Below are 17,522 nucleotides of genomic sequence, written 5' to 3'. Positions count from 1 at the left end.
CTTAGCGTATGTTTTGCGCTTTTTGTTGGTAGGACCCCAAGTGGAAGCAAAAAAAAAAAAGCCAATGAACCTATTTCAATCATTCTTTCAAATAATGAACTAAATAAGATGAAGGAAAGCAATTTAATTAATCATAAATTAATTGACAATGATATTGCTCCTGCTGATACTGTTGAACAATATTTTAAACAGGATAAGGGTGTGTCAATAATTTTGTGTAAATAACCCTATTTCCGGTAGAAAAGTAGCAACGGCAACGGCGGCTCGATTTGCACCACGCCTGGCGGCAATGCGATGATATTGGCTTGACAGGTATGTGTTCTTTGTTCGTGCCGCCGCCCGGGCAGCTTCTACAAGAGCGCTTCGCAGTTTTTTATTCCCTTTGCGCGTTCGGCCTGACTTCCGTTTTCCGGCGCTTTCATTATTCCCTGGACACAATCCTGCCCATGAGCACATTCGGGCAGCGGAGCCAAATTGTTCTTCTACATCAATTCCAATTTCAGCCAGAATTTGTTCTGATGTGCGCCGGCCGACTCCGGGAATGGTCTCCAACAGTTCCAGGACCTCCTCAAAAGGGAGCATTCGCGCCTTTACTTCTTCATCGAGCCTTTTGATTTCCTGATCAAGGAAGTCAATATGGCGCAGTTGGGTTTCCAGCAGGAGCTTCTGATGGGGCCCCATCAAGCCGTTCAATGCACGCATCAGCTCTTCTTTTTTGTTCTTTAACCGACCTTTTGCCAGTGCCGACAGGGCTTCAGGATCTTCCTCGCCGGCAATCATGGCTTCAATCATTGCGCGGCCGGATTTACCAAGAACATTACTGGCGACGGAAGACAATTTGATATTGGCTCCTTCAAGGACCTTTTGGATACGATTCGTTTCCCGCGCCCGTTCATCGATGAGACTCCGGCGATAACGAATCAGCTCCCGCAATTCACGTTGATCACGGGAAGGGATATAACTGCCTTTGATCAGGCCGTGACGAAGCAAATCGGCAATCCACTCTGCATCTTTTATGTCTGTCTTGCGGCCCGGAACATTCTTAATGTGCTGGGCATTGACGACCATTGGTTTGACGTCTTCCAGTTCAAGCAGGTTGTAGATCGGCTTCCAAAAGGCGCCTGTACTCTCCATAGCTGCGACCGTACATTCTTTGGCTTTGATCCAATCCACGAGGTTGATGAGATCGTCCGTCATCGTTGTAAATGTCCGAATCTCTTTCCCTTCCGGAGTAATCACGCAGGCTACAACGTTCTTTTTATGAACGTCAAGCCCGCAGCAGTGACTGTAAACGACGTCCATAGTCTTTCTCCTTCTACGGCTGTATAGATTAAAGGGCTGGTGCAGCAACCATCCTGGTTAATCTACCCTCCGTGCTTCCAAAAATGAAGCAACAATCTGTGGTGCACCTGGTCGCTGGGATCTGTCTAACTTACGGGCTCGCAGCACCATAGAGACGCGACCTCCCTTCGCCAGCCGTAAAAATATACTTCGACGTTGATCCATTTTCATCCTGCTGATGGTGCCGCGGAAGCGGCATGAACGTCTATAATAAAATCATTCTTCTAAAGGAGATGTGAAATATGAGCGTCAATTTGAACGTTGATTTATCTAAAGTTGTTGTTTCATTTAATACTTATGAACTTTTCTTAAATGGTTACTACAGGATAATTGAAAAACCTAGCGAAAAATTCGATGACATAGAAATGACAAACAGTATTTTTGTTTTTAGGGACTTATGGGTAGAAACAGATAAATTAAGTACATATAATTTTCAATGCGGTTATAGGGGAACTGGGCCACGTAATTTAGTCAATTTTCTTGATGTAAACACTGATGTTGATATGGAGAACTTAGAAACCAATGTATTTACTTATAATGTTATTGAATACGATTTTACTGAAAAGAAATTAATAGCTTATGACAGTAAATACTCTTCTTCTATCCCTATACATGTGAAAGCTAAAAAAGATGGTAGATTGGTATTTTTTCTTAATGGTATGTCTTTTGGTGACAGAACATATGATAAAGATGTACTCCTTCAAAATATAATTGAAATATATGAATGTAGTAAAGTTTTATATGATGAGCCTTCACCTGTTAAAAATATTAAATATATTGGGGATAGAGATTCCAAAGAATTTCATTATTACAAACTACCTTGTTTTAATGGCAGACCAAACGACAACTTTAATTTCATCTTGGAATTTGAGGATTTTGAAATGTGGATAGACTTCCCTTTTCAAAGAGAACAGAGAAACATTTTGTATAGTGATGAATTCAAGGAGGTTTTGAATAAGCTCGGTTTTATTTTGGACGATAGTAAATATGATAATAAAATATTTAAAGCAATAGACCGATTTTTTAAATCTCATAATGATAAAATTATAAATCAAACTATTAGCATCAGTTAGTTTCCACATTATTATAAAGTAAAATTAACATTCAATAATATTGCATGTTTTCTTTTTTAGAAAAAAAGGGTATACTGTACTTAGAAATGAATACATTAAAAACGACTGAAGATGTTGGAGCACCTTCAGTCATAACAATAGCTTGGTTCCCTTCAAGGGGGCTAGCAGCAGACAGAAATAATCCACCTGAGCCACGAACTCAAGGGTGGATTATTTTTTTTGATTAAATGACAGCAGCGCTATAATTAACACTCCGAACGCAATCATGAGAGAAATGCTTTCATATACCGTCATCATAGCACCACCCCCCTTCTAAAAAAATGGGAGTGATGCTAGCCACCCTTGAGTTAACCGTTATGCTATTGTCCTTTAATTATAGCATTTTATTCTCTCTATTTAAATGAAACCTCGAATCTAACACAATATAAATATGTTAGATTCATAAAAAGTCGTAAACTCTTATAATTCAAGGGGTTTCGGCTTTTTCTATGTCTTTTCCGAGAACATCTTCAATTTGAATATTACTTAATAATATATATAATGATATTATGTTATATTCGTTATTTCATTGAAAGGTGAGAAATGACCATGGAAATTAGAGAAGCTGTAAAAACACGAATAGAAAATCTTTGTAAAGAAAGAGACTGGACACTCAATGAGTTAATCAAACGTTCAGGTGTTCATCAGCCGACCATTTCAGAGTTCATGAATGGGCGTTCAAAGTACCCTCAAATTAATACAATTAAAAAACTTTCCCTTGGTTTTGGAATTACCCTATCCGAGTTTTTCAATGACGATATTTTCAATGAGGTTGATGAATAATGAAATTCGTTGACCCAATAAGAGATATTAAAAAAATTGATAGTATGAAAAAAATCCTTCTTGCTCAAAGTGAAAGGAATTTTCTTTTATTTACGATTGGTATAAATTCGCCTTATCGAATATCTGATTTAGTCCGCATACAATTTAAACATGTTATGGATGGAAAAAATAATGTCCGGTCTCACTTATCATTAAAAGAGAAAAAAACTGGAAAAGAAAATAAAGTAGCTCTAGCTAAAAAGGTAAGAAAGGCAATATCCGATTACGCAGCAAATCATTATACAGGAGACCCCGAAATGTTTTTATTCAGAAGTAGAAAAGGAAAAAATAAAGCTATATCTAGGGTTCAAGCATGGAAAATAATTAGTGATGCTGCCAATGAATTGGGTATTGAAAATATAGGTACACATTCATTGAGAAAAACCTTTGGATATCACCAGATAAAAAGAGGTACTAATATAACCTTGTTAATGGAAATGTTTAACCATAGTTCTGAAGCTGTAACTTTAAGATATATTTTGTATTTATCCCATTTATCCCTTTACTTAAATTGGAAATAAGTACAAATTCACGACGGAGTTAACAACCTTTTGAATCTAAAAAAAATTAGCTATTTCTGTACAAAATAGCTAATTGCATTTTTTTAAATTATATTTGAGATTACTTATGAGATACAATTAATTGGCAATCACCACGTATTTCAAAATCTCCCATTCCTACTGGAACAATAAAGTGCGTGCCTTTTGTTAACGAGTATGTTTCATCATTATGAATGAAAGTACCATTTCCTTTTAAAACACTTATAAGCAAATATTGATCATTCGCTGTAAAATAAGCACTTCCTTTTACGTCCCACTTATAAACAGAGAAAAACTCGGAATTTACAAATGTGGTGATTGTTAAATCTCCCTTTTCTTCAATTGAAGTGTTTCCCTTGATTTCTTGGTGGGGAACAGATGTCACTTCAATTGCCTTTTCTATATGAAGTTCACGTAAGTTTCCTTGATCATCGCGGCGATCATAATCATAAACACGGTAAGTGGTATCTGAGCTTTGTTGAGTTTCCAAAACAAGCGTGCCTTCACAAAGTGCATGAATCGTGCCACTTGGAACAAAGAAAAAGTCGCCTGGCTTAATCTTTACTCTGCGAAGAAGGTCATTCCACTGTCCTTTGTCCACTAATTGAATAAATTCATCTTTCGTTAGGGCATTATGACCAAAGATCATCTCAGCATTTTCTTTACAATCGATGATATACCAGCACTCGGTTTTTCCTAATTCACCATTTTCATTCTTCATTGCATACGCATCGTTTGGATGTACCTGAACAGACAAATCCATATTAGCATCTAAGATTTTAGTTAAAAGAGGAAAAACCTTTTCAGAAGGGTTTCCAAAAAGCTCAGGATGTTCATTCCATAATTTATCTAATGTTACACCCGCAAATGGTCCATTTTCGATAACAGATGGTCCATTCGGATGTGCGGAAATCGCCCAACATTCACCGATTTTGTCTGTAGGGATATCATAGCCGAATTCCTTTTTAAGCGCTGTTCCGCCCCAAATTCTTTCCTTAAAAACTGGTTGTAAAAATAATGGTTGCACGATTTGCCCCTCCAAGATTTATTGATTTTGATATGCTTCATGTGCTAGTAAGAGCGATCCCGTAATTCCAGCATTATCTCCTAATCCCGGACTAACAATATAATTCGATAGCTCCGGCAAGGATACATACTCATTCACCAATTCCGTTAAATGCTTATAGATCAGAGGAAAAATCTGTTTCTGTTTCATTACCCCTCCACCTAAAATGATTTTCTTTGGTGAAAGAATGAGCATGTACTGCATAAGTGCTTGAGCAATATAATAAGCTTCTAAGTCCCATACTTCCGAACGTCCAGCCAAGTTAATTCCCTTTTCATTCCAACGTTCTTCAATACTAGGACCTGCCGCAAGACCTTCTAAACAATCATGATGATAAGGACATTTCCCTTTATATGAATCATCGGGGTGACGCCGAACCAAAATATGGCCCATTTCCGGATGGGTCACACCCTGAAGCAGCTTCCCATGTACGATTGCCCCCGCACCAATTCCAGTACCAATTGTAATATAAAGGCAACTATCCAAACCTTTTGCCGCGCCTAGGGTTGCTTCTCCTAATGCTGCTGCATTTACATCTGTGTTAAAGCCAACCGGTACCGAAAATGCTTCTTTTATCGTCTGCATGAAAGGGTAATTCTTCCATGCTGTTTTTGGCGTGGAAGTAATATACCCATATGTTGGACTATCGAGATTCACATCGATAGGACCAAACGAACCGATTCCAATTGCTTCTATTGGATATTTCCGAAAGAAGGAAATAACGTCCTTCATTGTTTCCTCAGGAATAGTTGTCGGAACTTGGATTCTATCTTTAATATTGCCTAGATGGTCGCCAACAGCACAAACAAATTTTGTACCACCTGCTTCAATTGCCCCTAACATAATGAATTCTCCCCCTACTACCGTTTGAAGTTAATTGTTGTAATTTCAAATTTATCATATCGATGACGTGAAAAAGAATACTCGAAAGGAACGCCATTATTTAAAAATCCTACATGTTCCACTTCTAGAATCGGATCATCAGGGAAACATACCAAATGTTCTTGATCAAGCTTATCTGACTTGCAGGCTCTTATTTTTCGGTGAGATCCTGCTATCGTTAAACCCAAATTGTCGACGATATAGGAGTAGATTGACCCCTTAAGAATTTCATCATTAATACCTGGAATTAATGTAGATGGCATGTATGTTTTTTCTATAACATATGGTTCATCTTCGACAAGCCTTAACCTAATAATATCATAGACTGGGGTCTTTATATCAATTGCTAATTGCATAGCCACTTCTTCTGACGGAAATTGAACTTCAAATTTTATTATTTTACTTGTTACTTTTTTATTTCGCATTAGTTTAGAAAATCCTTCGTTCGTATCAACAAAAACCCGCTTGTCATTAATAGCTGATTGAACGATAAATGTCCCATGCCCTCTTTTACGGTAAAGCAACCCTTCCATTACTAATATGTCGAGGGCCTTCTTCATGGTCATTCGGCTACATTCGAATTCTTTAGCTAACGAAATTTCATCAGGTATAGGCTGATCAATAGGATAATACTGTTCCCTTATTCTTTTTCTCATTTCAGATGAAATTATCTCATACTTAGTCATTTGCGATTCTCCATCCTAATTAATGATATTACTTTCTATCATACAATAGCTTTAAAAAAGATGGTTGAAACCAACCATCTTTTTTAAAAACCGTTCTGTTCAGAAACAGTTTTAAACCATTTTCCGCTTTTCTTAACTGTTCGTTCACCATCTTTGTCAAGATTCACGGAGACAAAACCATAACGATTTTTATAAGCATTCGTCCATGACCAGTTGTCCATGAATGTCCACATATGATATCCCTTTACATTACTACCCTCTTGAATGGCCTTGTGAACCCATTTTAAATGATCCCGAATAAATTCAATTCGATAATCATCTTCAATCATGCCATGATCATTACGGAATTTTTCTTCTCCTTCAACACCCATACCGTTTTCAGAAATAAAACACTCAATATTTCCATAGTTTTCTTTCAAATTGATAAGAATATCGTAAATACCTTTTTCATAAATTTCCCAACCACGATGCGGGTTCATTTTACGACCGGGCATCACATAGTTATCAAAGAAACGCTCTGGCATAAATGGCGCCTCAGGATTTGGCATGTTTTCTTTAGCTTTGACACGTCTAGGCTGGTAGTAATTGACACCAAGAATGTTAACGGTATTATTTTTAATAAGCTCTAAATCCTCTTCTTCAATAGCTGGCAAATATCCTTCTTCTTTCAAAATTTTGACTAACTCTTTTGGGAACTCACCTTTTACAGAAGGATCTAAAAATGAACGATTGAAGAATGCATCTGCTATTACTGCAGCTTTCACATCTGCAGGATTTTGGCTTCTTGGGTATGAAGGTGTCAAGTTCAAAATAATCCCGATCTTTCCACCTTGATTTAACGATTTATATTCTTTAATTGCCATAGCACTCGCTAAAATAGAATGGTAAGCTACCTGAGCCGCCTTTCTAAAATCCACCTCATTCGGATAATGGAAATCGTATAAATATCCACCCTCAACCGGAACAATAGGTTCGTTATGAGTAAACCAGTATTTTACTCGGTCACCGAATAGTTCAAAGCAAGTACGAGCATAGTTTACATATGCATGTACGGTTTCTCTATTTGTCCACCCGCCAATTTCTTGCAATTCAAACGGCATATCAAAATGGAATAAGTTAACAAACGGCTCAATCTCATTATTAATCATTTCATTAATAACATTATTATAAAATTCCACTGCTTTTGGATTTACTTCGCCTTTCCCACCAGGGATTAATCTAGACCAACTTATAGACATACGGAATGAATTATGGCCAGTCTCTTTCATTAACTTAATATCTTCTTTATATTTATAATAGAATTGTGAAGTTTTGTTAGGTCCCACTCCATCAAAGAACCGAGTTGGCTCGACTTCATACCAATGATCCCAAATATTTTTTCCTTTTCCGTCTACATCTGCTGCCCCTTCTGTTTGTGGACCGGAAGCTGCTGATCCCCACCAAAACCCTTCAGGGAAACGATAATTTATTTCATTTATACTTGCCATGATTATATCTCCTTTTTCATTTTAGTAAATCTTGGTTGAATCTTCAAAAAACAAAGGCAGTGAATACGGTTTAGCAAAAACTCTTGCTTATTCCGATTTTTTACCTGCCCTTTTAAATGATTTATAAAGTTAACAATTATCCAGCTTTGTTTACTTCTACTTTTTCCTTTTGCACATTGCTGCGATCCAATGCCTTTAAGAATGGGAACCAAATGACGAAAACAATGGCCATGTTTACAAGTTGTAGTATTCCGCCGGCCAATGAGTTTGTAGCCATTATCCCATTGATAAAGAATGGAACCGTCCATGGAACTGCTACCCCTGTTGGTGGAGGAACAAGACCTGTAGACATCGCAAAGTAAGAAACGAGAGTAACAACCATCGGTGCAACAATCCAAGGAATAACGATAATTGGGTTCATAACAATTGGTAACCCAAAGATAATTGGTTCATTTACATTGAACAAACCAGGTCCTAAGCCAAGCTTACCAACTTGCTTCATTTGCTTGCTTTTCATAAATATAAGAATCGCAAGGACAACTGCTAAAGTCATACCTGTTCCACCCATACCTACTGTGTAGATCTCCATAAATGGTTTTGAGATAATATTCGGTACAGGATTTCCAGCTTTATATGCCTCTAGGTTTTCAATCATCAAAGTATTCCAGATTGGATCCATGACAGAGTTGATTATTACTTGTCCATGTAATCCAAAGAACCATAAAACTTGAATAAAGAATATTGCAATTAACGTAGGAATAATTCCACTGCCCAAACCAACTAATGGGGATTGAATTGCTTTATAAATGACATCATGCATATTTGTGTTAAATAATTGTGTGACAAAAATATTTATCCCTAAAAATACAGTTAATGTAATAAGTGCAGGTATTAATGCCGCGAATGATTTCGCTACTGCTGGTGGAACACCAGGAGGCATTTTAATAGTAATATTTTTCTGAACGATACGACGGTAAATTTCAGTTGCTAGGAATGCGGTTATCATACCAAGGAACATTCCCTTTGCACCTAATCGGTCTAAAGGAATAACGCTTGTTACGATATCACCATTTTCTGCTTGAGCGACAAATGGTGTTAATATTAAGAAGGAGACAAGGGCAATTGCTCCACCGAAAACAGCTTCCACATTATAACTTTTAGACAAATAGTAACCTATACCAAAAACAACGAAGACGGACATGATTCCCATTGTTGCTGATGAAGCAATACCAAACATATCTTGGAAATTAGCGATTGCTCCCTTACTCATTATTTTATTTAGGAAGGGCAAATTAGTTAAAACAACGAAAATCGAACCAAAAATAGTTAATGGGAAGGCAAGCATAAATGCATCGCGCAACACTGCCAAATAGCGATTGTTATTAAGTTTACCAGCAATCGGAACAAGGTATTTACTTAGTTTCTCGAACATTGTTTTTCCCCTTTTTAGATATTTTTTTGTTTAAATAGATCTAATAATTCTTTCACAAGTTCTTTCATTGTTATCGTTGACATTAAATGATCTTCTGCATGCATTAACAGCATTGTAAACTCGACCTTTTCGCCTGAAGCTTCTTTTTGTACCATCTTAAAATGAATCTGATGGGCATTATTCAAATCTTCTTCTGCTTGAACTAATAGAATATCTGCTTCTTCAACCTTGCCTTCACGATACTCACGTAGTGCCTGAATGATTTTACTTCTTGCATTCCCACTATGAAGAATCAGCATAAAATTAATTTGTTCACCAGTTAGTTCATCTACATTTACGTTTTCCATACTAATCCTCCGTTACATTAAAGATACAGCTTGTTCAAAAGCTTTTTTACCATCTGCCAAACCGTAAGCCATCATATCAATGACATCTACTTTAATGCCGTATTTGTCTGCTTCTTTTTGAAATTCGCCTTTCAAGAAACTCATTTGTGGTCCTATTAAGACAACATCGGCATCAGCCATTTCTTTTTTCGCTTGATCTTGACCAACTGCCCAAATCTTCGCTTCTTCACCGATTGAAGCTGCGTATTGTTCCATTTTTGTAACTAAAAGACTAGTTGACATTCCTGAACTACAAGCTAATAAAATTTTTTTCATCGAAATCAGACTCCTTATCTTGTATATGAATAGTAGTTTAATAGAACAATTAATAACGCTTTCATTAACCGCTTACAAATATTATTATAGCCATTTATTTTTAAATGTCTATACATTTAAATAAAAAATATATTTTTTTCTTAGGAAGTTACATAAAAAAGCTGACTCATTAAAAACCTTTTGAGTCAGCTTTTTTATCTTATAGAGGTAGTATATTATTTCAAAAATTTAACACATACCGGATAAGGCACTGCTATATCAGACTGAACTAGCGTTAATTTACCGGTAGCAGCATCTCTTGTATATAGCACGAGATTGCCTGACTCTTGGTTGGAGGCAACAACAAATCTTTCCGATGGATCGAGCACAAAGTCCCTTGGCCAATCTCCTTCAGTAGATGTGTGTTCAATAAACGTCAGTTTTCCGGATTCTTTATCAACACTAAAGACAGCAATGCTATTATGTCCCCTGTTTGAAACATAGACAAATTGACCATCTGCTGTGACATGTATCGCACTTCCTTGATTATTGGCAGTAAAGTCAGCAGGAATTGTTGAAATGTATTGGATGTCCTTAAAGGAACCTTTTTCACTGTCATATGATAAAACAATGACTTCAGAGCTTAGCTCCGTCATTAAATATGCATATTTTCCGTTCGGATGGAACTCTAAATGTCTTGGTCCACTTCCTGGATGAACCGATAAGCTACTCACTTCTTCTAATACACCATCATTGTTTGCATATGTAATTAATTTATCAATTCCTAAATCGATTACAGCAATGTATTTTTCATCAGGAGTAAAACCTGAATAGTGGACATGTGGTTTTTCTTGTCTGTCTTTATTAGGACCGAAGCCTTCATGCTGTACAGTAGAAGATGCCGGTGAAACTGACCCATTTTCCTTGTTGACTGGGTACAATTCTACTGTTCCTTTATGATAATTGGCTGTTACTACATAATTTTTTTCATTATCTACACTAACGTGACAAGGTGAGGCTCCTTCTGTTAGCTGACTATTTAATAAATGTAATTCACCTTGATCAGAAATGGAATAAGCCGCTACACCACCTTTATCTCCTTCTTTAATAACAGAATAAAGATACTGATTATCCTGGCTTATAGTCAAATATGTAGGATTGCCTAACTCAGCTGCTACTTGTACATCTTTAATTTCAGGTATTTCCGTATTTAAAGTAAAGCTGTAAATTCCTACGCTGTCTCCTTTTGTATAAGTACCAACATAGCCTTTCAATGAACTGCTAGATTTACTCATTTGGAACCCTCTTTTCAAAAGTTTTGTTGATAAGAAGGGAGATTTCAATGAAATCTCCCCTTTATAATACTATATCATAAAGTCATGATTTATAATTTTTCCCCATTCGTAGTAATAACATCCTTATACCAGTAGAAGGATTTTTTCTTCTTACGTTCTAATGTACCACTGCCATCATCATGTTTATCGACATAGATGAAACCATAGCGTTTCGAAAATTCGCCGGTTGATGCACTCACCAAGTCAATACATCCCCAGCTTGTATATCCCATCAAGTCGACACCGTCTTCAATCGCTTCAGCCATTGCTTTAATATGTTCACGTAAATAATCAATTCGATAGTCATCATTAATAGAGCCATCTTCTTCAACTTTATCGTACGCTCCTAGCCCATTTTCCACAACGAATAATGGAACTTGATATCTGCCATATAGTTTGTTTAATGAAATTCTAAGTCCAATTGGGTCAATTTCCCAACCCCAATCACTTGCTTTTAAGAATGGATTTTTTACACCGGACATAATATTTCCTTGAGTATTCTCTTGATCACTCTTGTCCTTCTTCTCTGTTCGGGACATATAATAACTGAAACCGATATAGTCTACTGTGTGCTTTTTAATAAGTTCAAGATCACCTTCATGGATGTCTAATTCAATATTATGCTTCTTGAAATAACGTTTGATGAATGTTGGATATTCACCACGTACTTGAACATCTGCACAAAAATAATTAAATATGTTTTCTTCCTGAAGTGCATACATCACATTTTCAGGATTACTATCGTAAGAATAAACTGGAGCAAATAAGATCATACAACCAATTTTGGCATCTGGGATTAATTCATGACACGCTTTTACCGCAATACTGCTCGCGACAAATTGATGATGATAAGCTTGGAATGTTGGTTGGTAACGATCCTCTTCTTTGTGGATCGCAAAGCCAAGCCCCATAATTGGCATTATCAAACCGCTGTTAATTTCATTAAACGTCATCCAATATTTCACTTTATTTTTATAACGTTTAAAAATCGCATTCACATATCTTTCAAAGAATGTAACAACTTGACGATCTCTCCAGCCTCCATATTCTTTTACTAAGTTAACTGGCATTTCATAATGCGAAATGGTGACAACCGGTTCAATTCCATATTTATGTAGTTCATCAAAAACACGATCATAGAAGGCTAATCCATCTTCATTTGGTTCTAACTCATCCCCATTTGGAAAAATCCGAGTCCATGCAATAGACATCCGATATGCTTTGAAACCCATTTCAGCAAATAATGCGATATCTTCTTTATATCGATGATAAAAATCAATCGCTTCATGATTAGGATAGTACTTACTCTCGTCAATTTGGAAGTCAAATCCTGGTGACTGCAAGATTGCTAAACGTTCTTTTCCTCCCGGAAGTACATCTGCAATATTCATCCCTTTATTTCCTTCGTGAAATCCACCTTCCAATTGGTTAGCAGCGGTTGCCCCACCCCACAAAAAAGATTCAGGAAATTTTTTACCATTCGTAGCCATTTTTCTTCCTCCTAATTTTTCACTTAATGTTCTACAAAAAAACAAAAAACCTAAGAAAGAATTTATCCTGCCGTAACAAGACTTTATGCTTTCTTAGGTTTTGCCTGCTTTACCAGTAACAATCCTGGAAAAATTATTATTCAATTTACATCTATTATAAACCTTCTATAAATGAATGACAAAGATTAAAGGTTTTCTCCGTTTGAACTAGCTTACTGGCCTTTTTCTCCCTTTTCAACATAACTCATGTCATTCACAGATTTAACAGTGTATTTACCATCTTTATATTCAACTTTTGTCACACTGGCATTTTCTAATTGAACAAGTGGCTGATCTGGAGCAATGATGGATATAAACGCATCAATTGACATGCCGTGGCTGACAATTAGAACATTCCCGCCACCTTTGTTTTCCTGTTTTTTCGCAATTTGATCGATTGAAGTTTTAAAGCGATCTGAAACTTGCTGCCAATTTTCAGCTTGTTTTGTTTCATCAATAGCTGAGATAGTGTCAACGATCTTTGGCAGGCCTAATTTCATGAGGCTTTCCATTGAATTTTGATTCAATGTCTTCATTATTTGACCCCACATAGCCCCATTTAAATCGCCTTCAAATTTACCAAAATAGACTTCTCGTAAATTTTTATCTTGATTTAGTTTTACATCTTTCTGACCACTGTTTTTCAAGACTAGATTAGCTGTTTCAATCGCTCTTCCACTATCACTGCTATAGGCAGCATCGAAAGTAATGTTTTCTAATTTTAAACCTTTACCTAAATCCTCCGCTACCTTTACACCATCTTCTGTTAACGGTGTATCTGACCAACCTTGAACCCGGTCGTTCGTATTAAAAATGGTTTTTCCGTGTCGTGTAATATAAAAGGTAACTTTGCTATCCTTATCTTTATTTTTTGTTTTTGTTGTTTCATCATTATTTTTAGATTGACTACAGGCGGCCAAAGAGAAAACAAGTAGTAGAGAAAACATTGTAACTATTAATTTTTTCATAGGTTCCCCTCCATATTTTCATTCTTCCTTATTAGGATTGCAGGAGGAATGCCCGCCTGCAATCATAGAGTTGGTATAATTACTTAATTGAGGTTTTCCCCGTTTGATTCAATTACGTTTTTGTACCAGTAAAAGCTTTTCTTCTTCATTCGATTTAGGGTTCCGTTTCCTTCATTATCTCGATCTACATAAATATAACCGTAGCGCTTCTTCATCTCACCAGTGGAAGCACTGACAATGTCAATCGGTCCCCAGCTTGTGTATCCGATCATTTCAACTCCGTCTTGAATCGCTTCTCCCATTGCAACAATGTGTTTTCTTAAGTACTCAATTCGATAGTCGTCAATAATTTCTCCTTCAGGTGTTACTTCATCGACAGCACCAAGCCCGTTTTCCACCACAAACAAAGGTTTTTGGTAACGGTCATACAACTGATTGGCGGTAATTCGGAAACCTTTTGCATCAATCGGCCATCCCCATTCAGACTTCTCTAAATATGGATTCTCTACTGAAGCAAACACATTTCCACTTGATATTTGTTTTAAAATTTCTGGATCTGTACTTGTTGCCCGACTTCCATAATAACTAAATCCGATATAATCAACCGTATGATTTTTCAAAAGCTCTTCATCACCAGCTTCCATTTCAATGGTTAGTTGATTATCTTCAAAAAATCTTTTTGCATAACCAGGATATTCTCCACGTGACTGTACATCAATAAAGAAGAATGATTCACGATCTTTTTCCATCGCCTTATAAACATCATCTGGGTTACAAGTATACGGGTAGGTCATTCCTGCAGCAAGCATACAACCAATTTTCGCATCCGGAATCATTTCATGGCATGCCTTAACTGCTAGTGCACTTGCTACAAGTTGGTGGTGAGCTGCTTGATATTGAATTTGTAATTTGTTTTCACCTTCTTTAAAAACAAGACCTGCTCCAACAAACGGTAGGTGAAGAAGCATATTAATTTCATTAAATGTCATCCAATATTTCACTTTGTCTTTATATCGTTTAAAAATTGTTTTCGCATATGTTTCAAATAGCACAACTAGTTTACGATTTCTCCAGCTTCCATACTCCTCAACTAAATGTATAGGTACATCAAAATGAGCAATCGTCACTACCGGTTCAATTCCATACTTCAAAAGCTCATCAAATAAGTCATCATAGAACTTCAAGCCTGCTTCATTTGGCTCTTGATCATCTCCATTTGGAAAAATTCTCGCCCATGATATTGACACACGCAATGCTTTAAATCCCATTTCTGCAAAAAGAGCAATATCCTCTTTAAAGCGGTGATAAAAGTCAATTGCTTCATGTGAAGGATAAAATTCACCTTCAATCGGCTTGAAGGATTCAATCTTCCCTGTCGCGATATCCCAACGGTTTTTCCCTGTTGGCATGACATCAATTGTAGTTAATCCCTTGCCATCTTCAAGATAGGCGCCTTCTACTTGATTCGCAGCGAGGGCACCACCCCATAAAAAATCTTTTGGAAATGTATTTTTTTTCATGATAAAGACTCCTTTTCTTTTGTAATATTATGAAGGGGAAGTAATCCTAGATTACAACCCTATTGTTATTTTCATTGTTAACCTGCAACTCGATCAATCGAGTACCCGCCTTCACATGCTTTTCACTGGTTGGAACCAGATCGTAATGCTCATGGTTTGTCACAACCACGGGTGTTGTTAATAAGAATCCTGCCTCTTTTATTTTGTCTATATCAAACCCAATTAGCAATTGCCCCTTTTCAACACGAGCGCCTTGCGTTGTATGGGCAGAAAAGTATTTCCCTTCCAACTGTACAGTGTCCATTCCAATATGGATTAAAATTTCTGCACCTTCGTCTGTAGTAATCCCAATCGCATGATTAGTTGGAAATAAGGCTGAAACCGTACCAGATACAGGCGAAACTAATTTACCTTCTGATGGTTCAATTGCTACGCCCTTTCCAAGTGCACCTGATGCAAAAGCAGCATCTTTTAGCTCAGATAAAGCTTTTACTTCGCCATTGAATGGACTTGAAATAATTTCGTTTTTCAGATGTTTTACAGCTTGTTTTTGTTCTGCAGTCGTTTGTGTTCCAACTGTTGCTCCTAAACCCTCAGCAAGTTTCTTTTCTTTTCCGCCAAATAAAGCAGTTAGAATATAACCTAGAATGAACGCTGCTACAGCTCCAATGACTGCCCCCCAAAGTCCCATTGTAATTCCTTCCTTTGGACTAATAAAGCTTGGGAAGGCAAATATGCCAAGACCGCCCATCATATATGATTTCGCGTGAAAGGCACCAATAATTCCTCCGCCGATAGCTGCTGCAATACAGCTAATGATAAACGGTTTTTTCCTTGGAAGCGTAATTCCATAAATCGCTGGCTCTGTTACACCAAAAATACCGGAAATAAATGCTGGAATACTTAATGATTTTAACTTTTTATCTTTTGTCTTAAGCATAATGGCAAGAACAGCACCAATTTGTGCAAATGTAGCGGCAAAAATTAATGCCAAGATTGTATCTTGACCCATGACCATAATATTATTAATTGCAATCGGGATAAGACCCCAGTGTAGGCCAAATATAACAAATACTTGCCAGAATGCTCCAAGGAAGATACCTGCAACAATTGGACTTAAACCAATTAACCAAAGGGTTAGTTGTCCGATAAGCTGCCCTGCCCATGTTGCAATTGGTCCAATAACAATAAATGTAAGTGGAACAATGATAAGCAAAGTGAAAAATGGAACTAAAAACATTTTTACAACATCAGGAATAACCTTTTTAAGCCAATTTTCCAATTTTGCTGCTACATAGGTAGAAATAATAATTGGAATTACTGATGAAGAATAAGACATTAAGATTACTGGAATCCCTAGAAAAGTTATATGAATTGGTGATTCAAACATCGTTCCAGCAAATAATGTGTACAACGGCTCACCAGCTGATAAACCAGATAGCGTTGGATAAACTAACGCTGCACCAATTGCCATCCCGATAAAATGACTTCCGCCAAATTTCTTCATTGCCGTATAACCAAGGAAGATTGGGAAGAAGTAGAACAACGCATCACCAACTGCATTTAGAATTTGATACGTTCCAGATTTATCACTAAACCAACCTAATGCGACAAATAAGGAGTTAAATCCTTTAATCATCCCTGTTGCTGCTAATACCCCTAATGTCGGAGTAAAGATACCGGAAATGATATCGATGAAACTATTAAACACGCCTTGCTTTTTCTTGTCCCCATCTTCTTCAACCGGTGATTGGTTTTGAAAACCTCCAATCTCTACAACATCTTTATACACATCAGGCACATGATTGCCGATGACTACTTGATACTGACCACCGCTTTTCATGACCGTAACGACGCCATCCATATTTTTTAGAACATCTGTATTGGCTTTCCCCTCATCCTTTAATTTAAATCGTAAACGAGTAATACAATGGACAACACTATTTACATTTTCTTTGCCGCCGACATTTTCAATAATATCTTTAGCTAGTTGTTCATATTTCATAAAATGACCCTTCTTTCTTGTTATCATTTTGAATAAAAAAACCTGAACCAATCTGAATACGCATGTATATGCCTTTCCAGATTAGTTCAGGTTATGCCCAGATAGGTAACATTCCTAAACGAAGTTATTAAATTTGTTTGAATGAAAGATCCGCCTCC

The 17,522-nt window shown here is 36.8% G+C and carries 17 protein-coding genes and 1 pseudogene; 4 read left to right on the top strand and 14 right to left on the bottom strand.

Annotated elements, in window-relative coordinates:
• Window positions 1-246: 246 nt before the first annotated feature.
• Window positions 247-1,302, bottom strand: a pseudogene (locus B5V89_RS15600) (IS110 family RNA-guided transposase); the annotation flags it as partial.
• A gap of 281 nt (window positions 1,303-1,583) precedes the next feature.
• On the opposite strand from B5V89_RS15600, the gene B5V89_RS15595 reads away from it, so the two are divergent.
• Window positions 1,584-2,414, top strand: coding sequence for a hypothetical protein (locus tag B5V89_RS15595; protein WP_108072853.1), 831 nt, complete (start codon window positions 1,584-1,586; stop codon window positions 2,412-2,414).
• Window positions 2,415-2,500: 86 nt separating this feature from the next.
• Entirely contained in the window at window positions 2,501-2,641 is a 141-nt protein-coding gene (locus B5V89_RS20170; RefSeq protein ID WP_181294695.1) for a hypothetical protein, read from the top strand.
• Here the strand turns inward: B5V89_RS20170 and B5V89_RS20760 are convergent.
• On the bottom strand, window positions 2,625-2,708 hold the full coding sequence (locus B5V89_RS20760; protein ID WP_376785304.1) for a putative holin-like toxin: 84 nt from the start codon (window positions 2,706-2,708) through the stop codon (window positions 2,625-2,627). The two genes, B5V89_RS20170 and B5V89_RS20760, sit on opposite strands and share 17 nt — an antisense overlap.
• Window positions 2,709-3,002: 294 nt before the next feature.
• Here B5V89_RS20760 and B5V89_RS15590 point away from each other — a divergent pair, with 294 nt between their 5' ends.
• Together B5V89_RS15590 and B5V89_RS15585 are read left to right on the top strand one after the other, a co-directional pair.
• A complete protein-coding gene (locus B5V89_RS15590) occupies window positions 3,003-3,236 on the top strand; it encodes a helix-turn-helix domain-containing protein (RefSeq protein ID WP_181294694.1) in 234 nt (77 codons plus the stop codon).
• 44 nt (window positions 3,237-3,280) lie between these two features.
• Window positions 3,281-3,796, top strand: a complete 516-nt coding sequence (locus B5V89_RS15585; protein ID WP_244913514.1) for a tyrosine-type recombinase/integrase — start codon at window positions 3,281-3,283, stop codon at window positions 3,794-3,796.
• A 100-nt stretch (window positions 3,797-3,896) separates the two neighbouring features.
• Here the strand turns inward: B5V89_RS15585 and manA are convergent, their stop codons facing one another.
• From manA to B5V89_RS15525, 12 genes are all read right to left on the bottom strand, one after another.
• Entirely contained in the window at window positions 3,897-4,844 is a 948-nt protein-coding gene (gene manA / locus B5V89_RS15580) for a mannose-6-phosphate isomerase, class I (protein WP_108072862.1), read from the bottom strand.
• A gap of 15 nt (window positions 4,845-4,859) precedes the next feature.
• Window positions 4,860-5,723, bottom strand: coding sequence for an ROK family protein (locus tag B5V89_RS15575; RefSeq protein ID WP_181294693.1), 864 nt, complete (start codon window positions 5,721-5,723; stop codon window positions 4,860-4,862).
• A gap of 17 nt (window positions 5,724-5,740) precedes the next feature.
• Window positions 5,741-6,448: a GntR family transcriptional regulator gene (locus tag B5V89_RS15570; protein WP_108072848.1), complete on the bottom strand. Its 708-nt coding sequence runs from the start codon at window positions 6,446-6,448 to the stop codon at window positions 5,741-5,743.
• A gap of 83 nt (window positions 6,449-6,531) precedes the next feature.
• Entirely contained in the window at window positions 6,532-7,935 is a 1,404-nt protein-coding gene (locus B5V89_RS15565; protein ID WP_108072847.1) for a glycoside hydrolase family 1 protein, read from the bottom strand.
• Window positions 7,936-8,071: 136 nt separating this feature from the next.
• Complete coding sequence (celB, locus tag B5V89_RS15560) at window positions 8,072-9,367, bottom strand: PTS cellobiose transporter subunit IIC (RefSeq protein WP_108072845.1); 1,296 nt, start codon at window positions 9,365-9,367, stop codon at window positions 8,072-8,074.
• 14 nt (window positions 9,368-9,381) lie between these two features.
• A complete protein-coding gene (locus tag B5V89_RS15555) occupies window positions 9,382-9,714 on the bottom strand; it encodes a PTS sugar transporter subunit IIA (RefSeq protein WP_108072844.1) in 333 nt (110 codons plus the stop codon).
• Window positions 9,715-9,726: 12 nt separating this feature from the next.
• The gene (locus tag B5V89_RS15550; protein WP_108072843.1) at window positions 9,727-10,029 is read right to left on the bottom strand and encodes a PTS sugar transporter subunit IIB; all 303 of its coding nucleotides are present in this window, start codon (window positions 10,027-10,029) and stop codon (window positions 9,727-9,729) included.
• 215 nt (window positions 10,030-10,244) lie between these two features.
• Window positions 10,245-11,303: a lactonase family protein gene (locus tag B5V89_RS15545; protein ID WP_108072861.1), complete on the bottom strand. Its 1,059-nt coding sequence runs from the start codon at window positions 11,301-11,303 to the stop codon at window positions 10,245-10,247.
• A gap of 89 nt (window positions 11,304-11,392) precedes the next feature.
• Window positions 11,393-12,832 (bottom strand): glycoside hydrolase family 1 protein, encoded by a 1,440-nt coding sequence (locus tag B5V89_RS15540; protein ID WP_108072841.1) that lies wholly within the window; start codon window positions 12,830-12,832, stop codon window positions 11,393-11,395.
• Window positions 12,833-13,044: 212 nt separating this feature from the next.
• Window positions 13,045-13,839 carry a histidine phosphatase family protein gene (locus B5V89_RS15535; RefSeq protein WP_108072840.1) on the bottom strand — a complete coding sequence of 265 codons (795 nt, stop codon included), beginning with the start codon at window positions 13,837-13,839 and terminating at the stop codon, window positions 13,045-13,047.
• 83 nt (window positions 13,840-13,922) lie between these two features.
• Complete coding sequence (locus B5V89_RS15530; RefSeq protein WP_108072839.1) at window positions 13,923-15,359, bottom strand: 6-phospho-beta-glucosidase; 1,437 nt, start codon at window positions 15,357-15,359, stop codon at window positions 13,923-13,925.
• 46 nt (window positions 15,360-15,405) lie between these two features.
• Window positions 15,406-17,364 carry a beta-glucoside-specific PTS transporter subunit IIABC gene (locus B5V89_RS15525; protein WP_108072838.1) on the bottom strand — a complete coding sequence of 653 codons (1,959 nt, stop codon included), beginning with the start codon at window positions 17,362-17,364 and terminating at the stop codon, window positions 15,406-15,408.
• Between the last annotated feature and the right edge of the window lie 158 nt (window positions 17,365-17,522).

The organism is Heyndrickxia sporothermodurans (genome assembly GCF_003055045.1).
Taxonomy (GTDB): domain Bacteria; phylum Bacillota; class Bacilli; order Bacillales; family Bacillaceae_C; genus Heyndrickxia; species Heyndrickxia sporothermodurans.
Note: the sequence above shows the minus strand (reverse complement) of the source record. Positions and strands in the feature narration are given on the sequence as shown.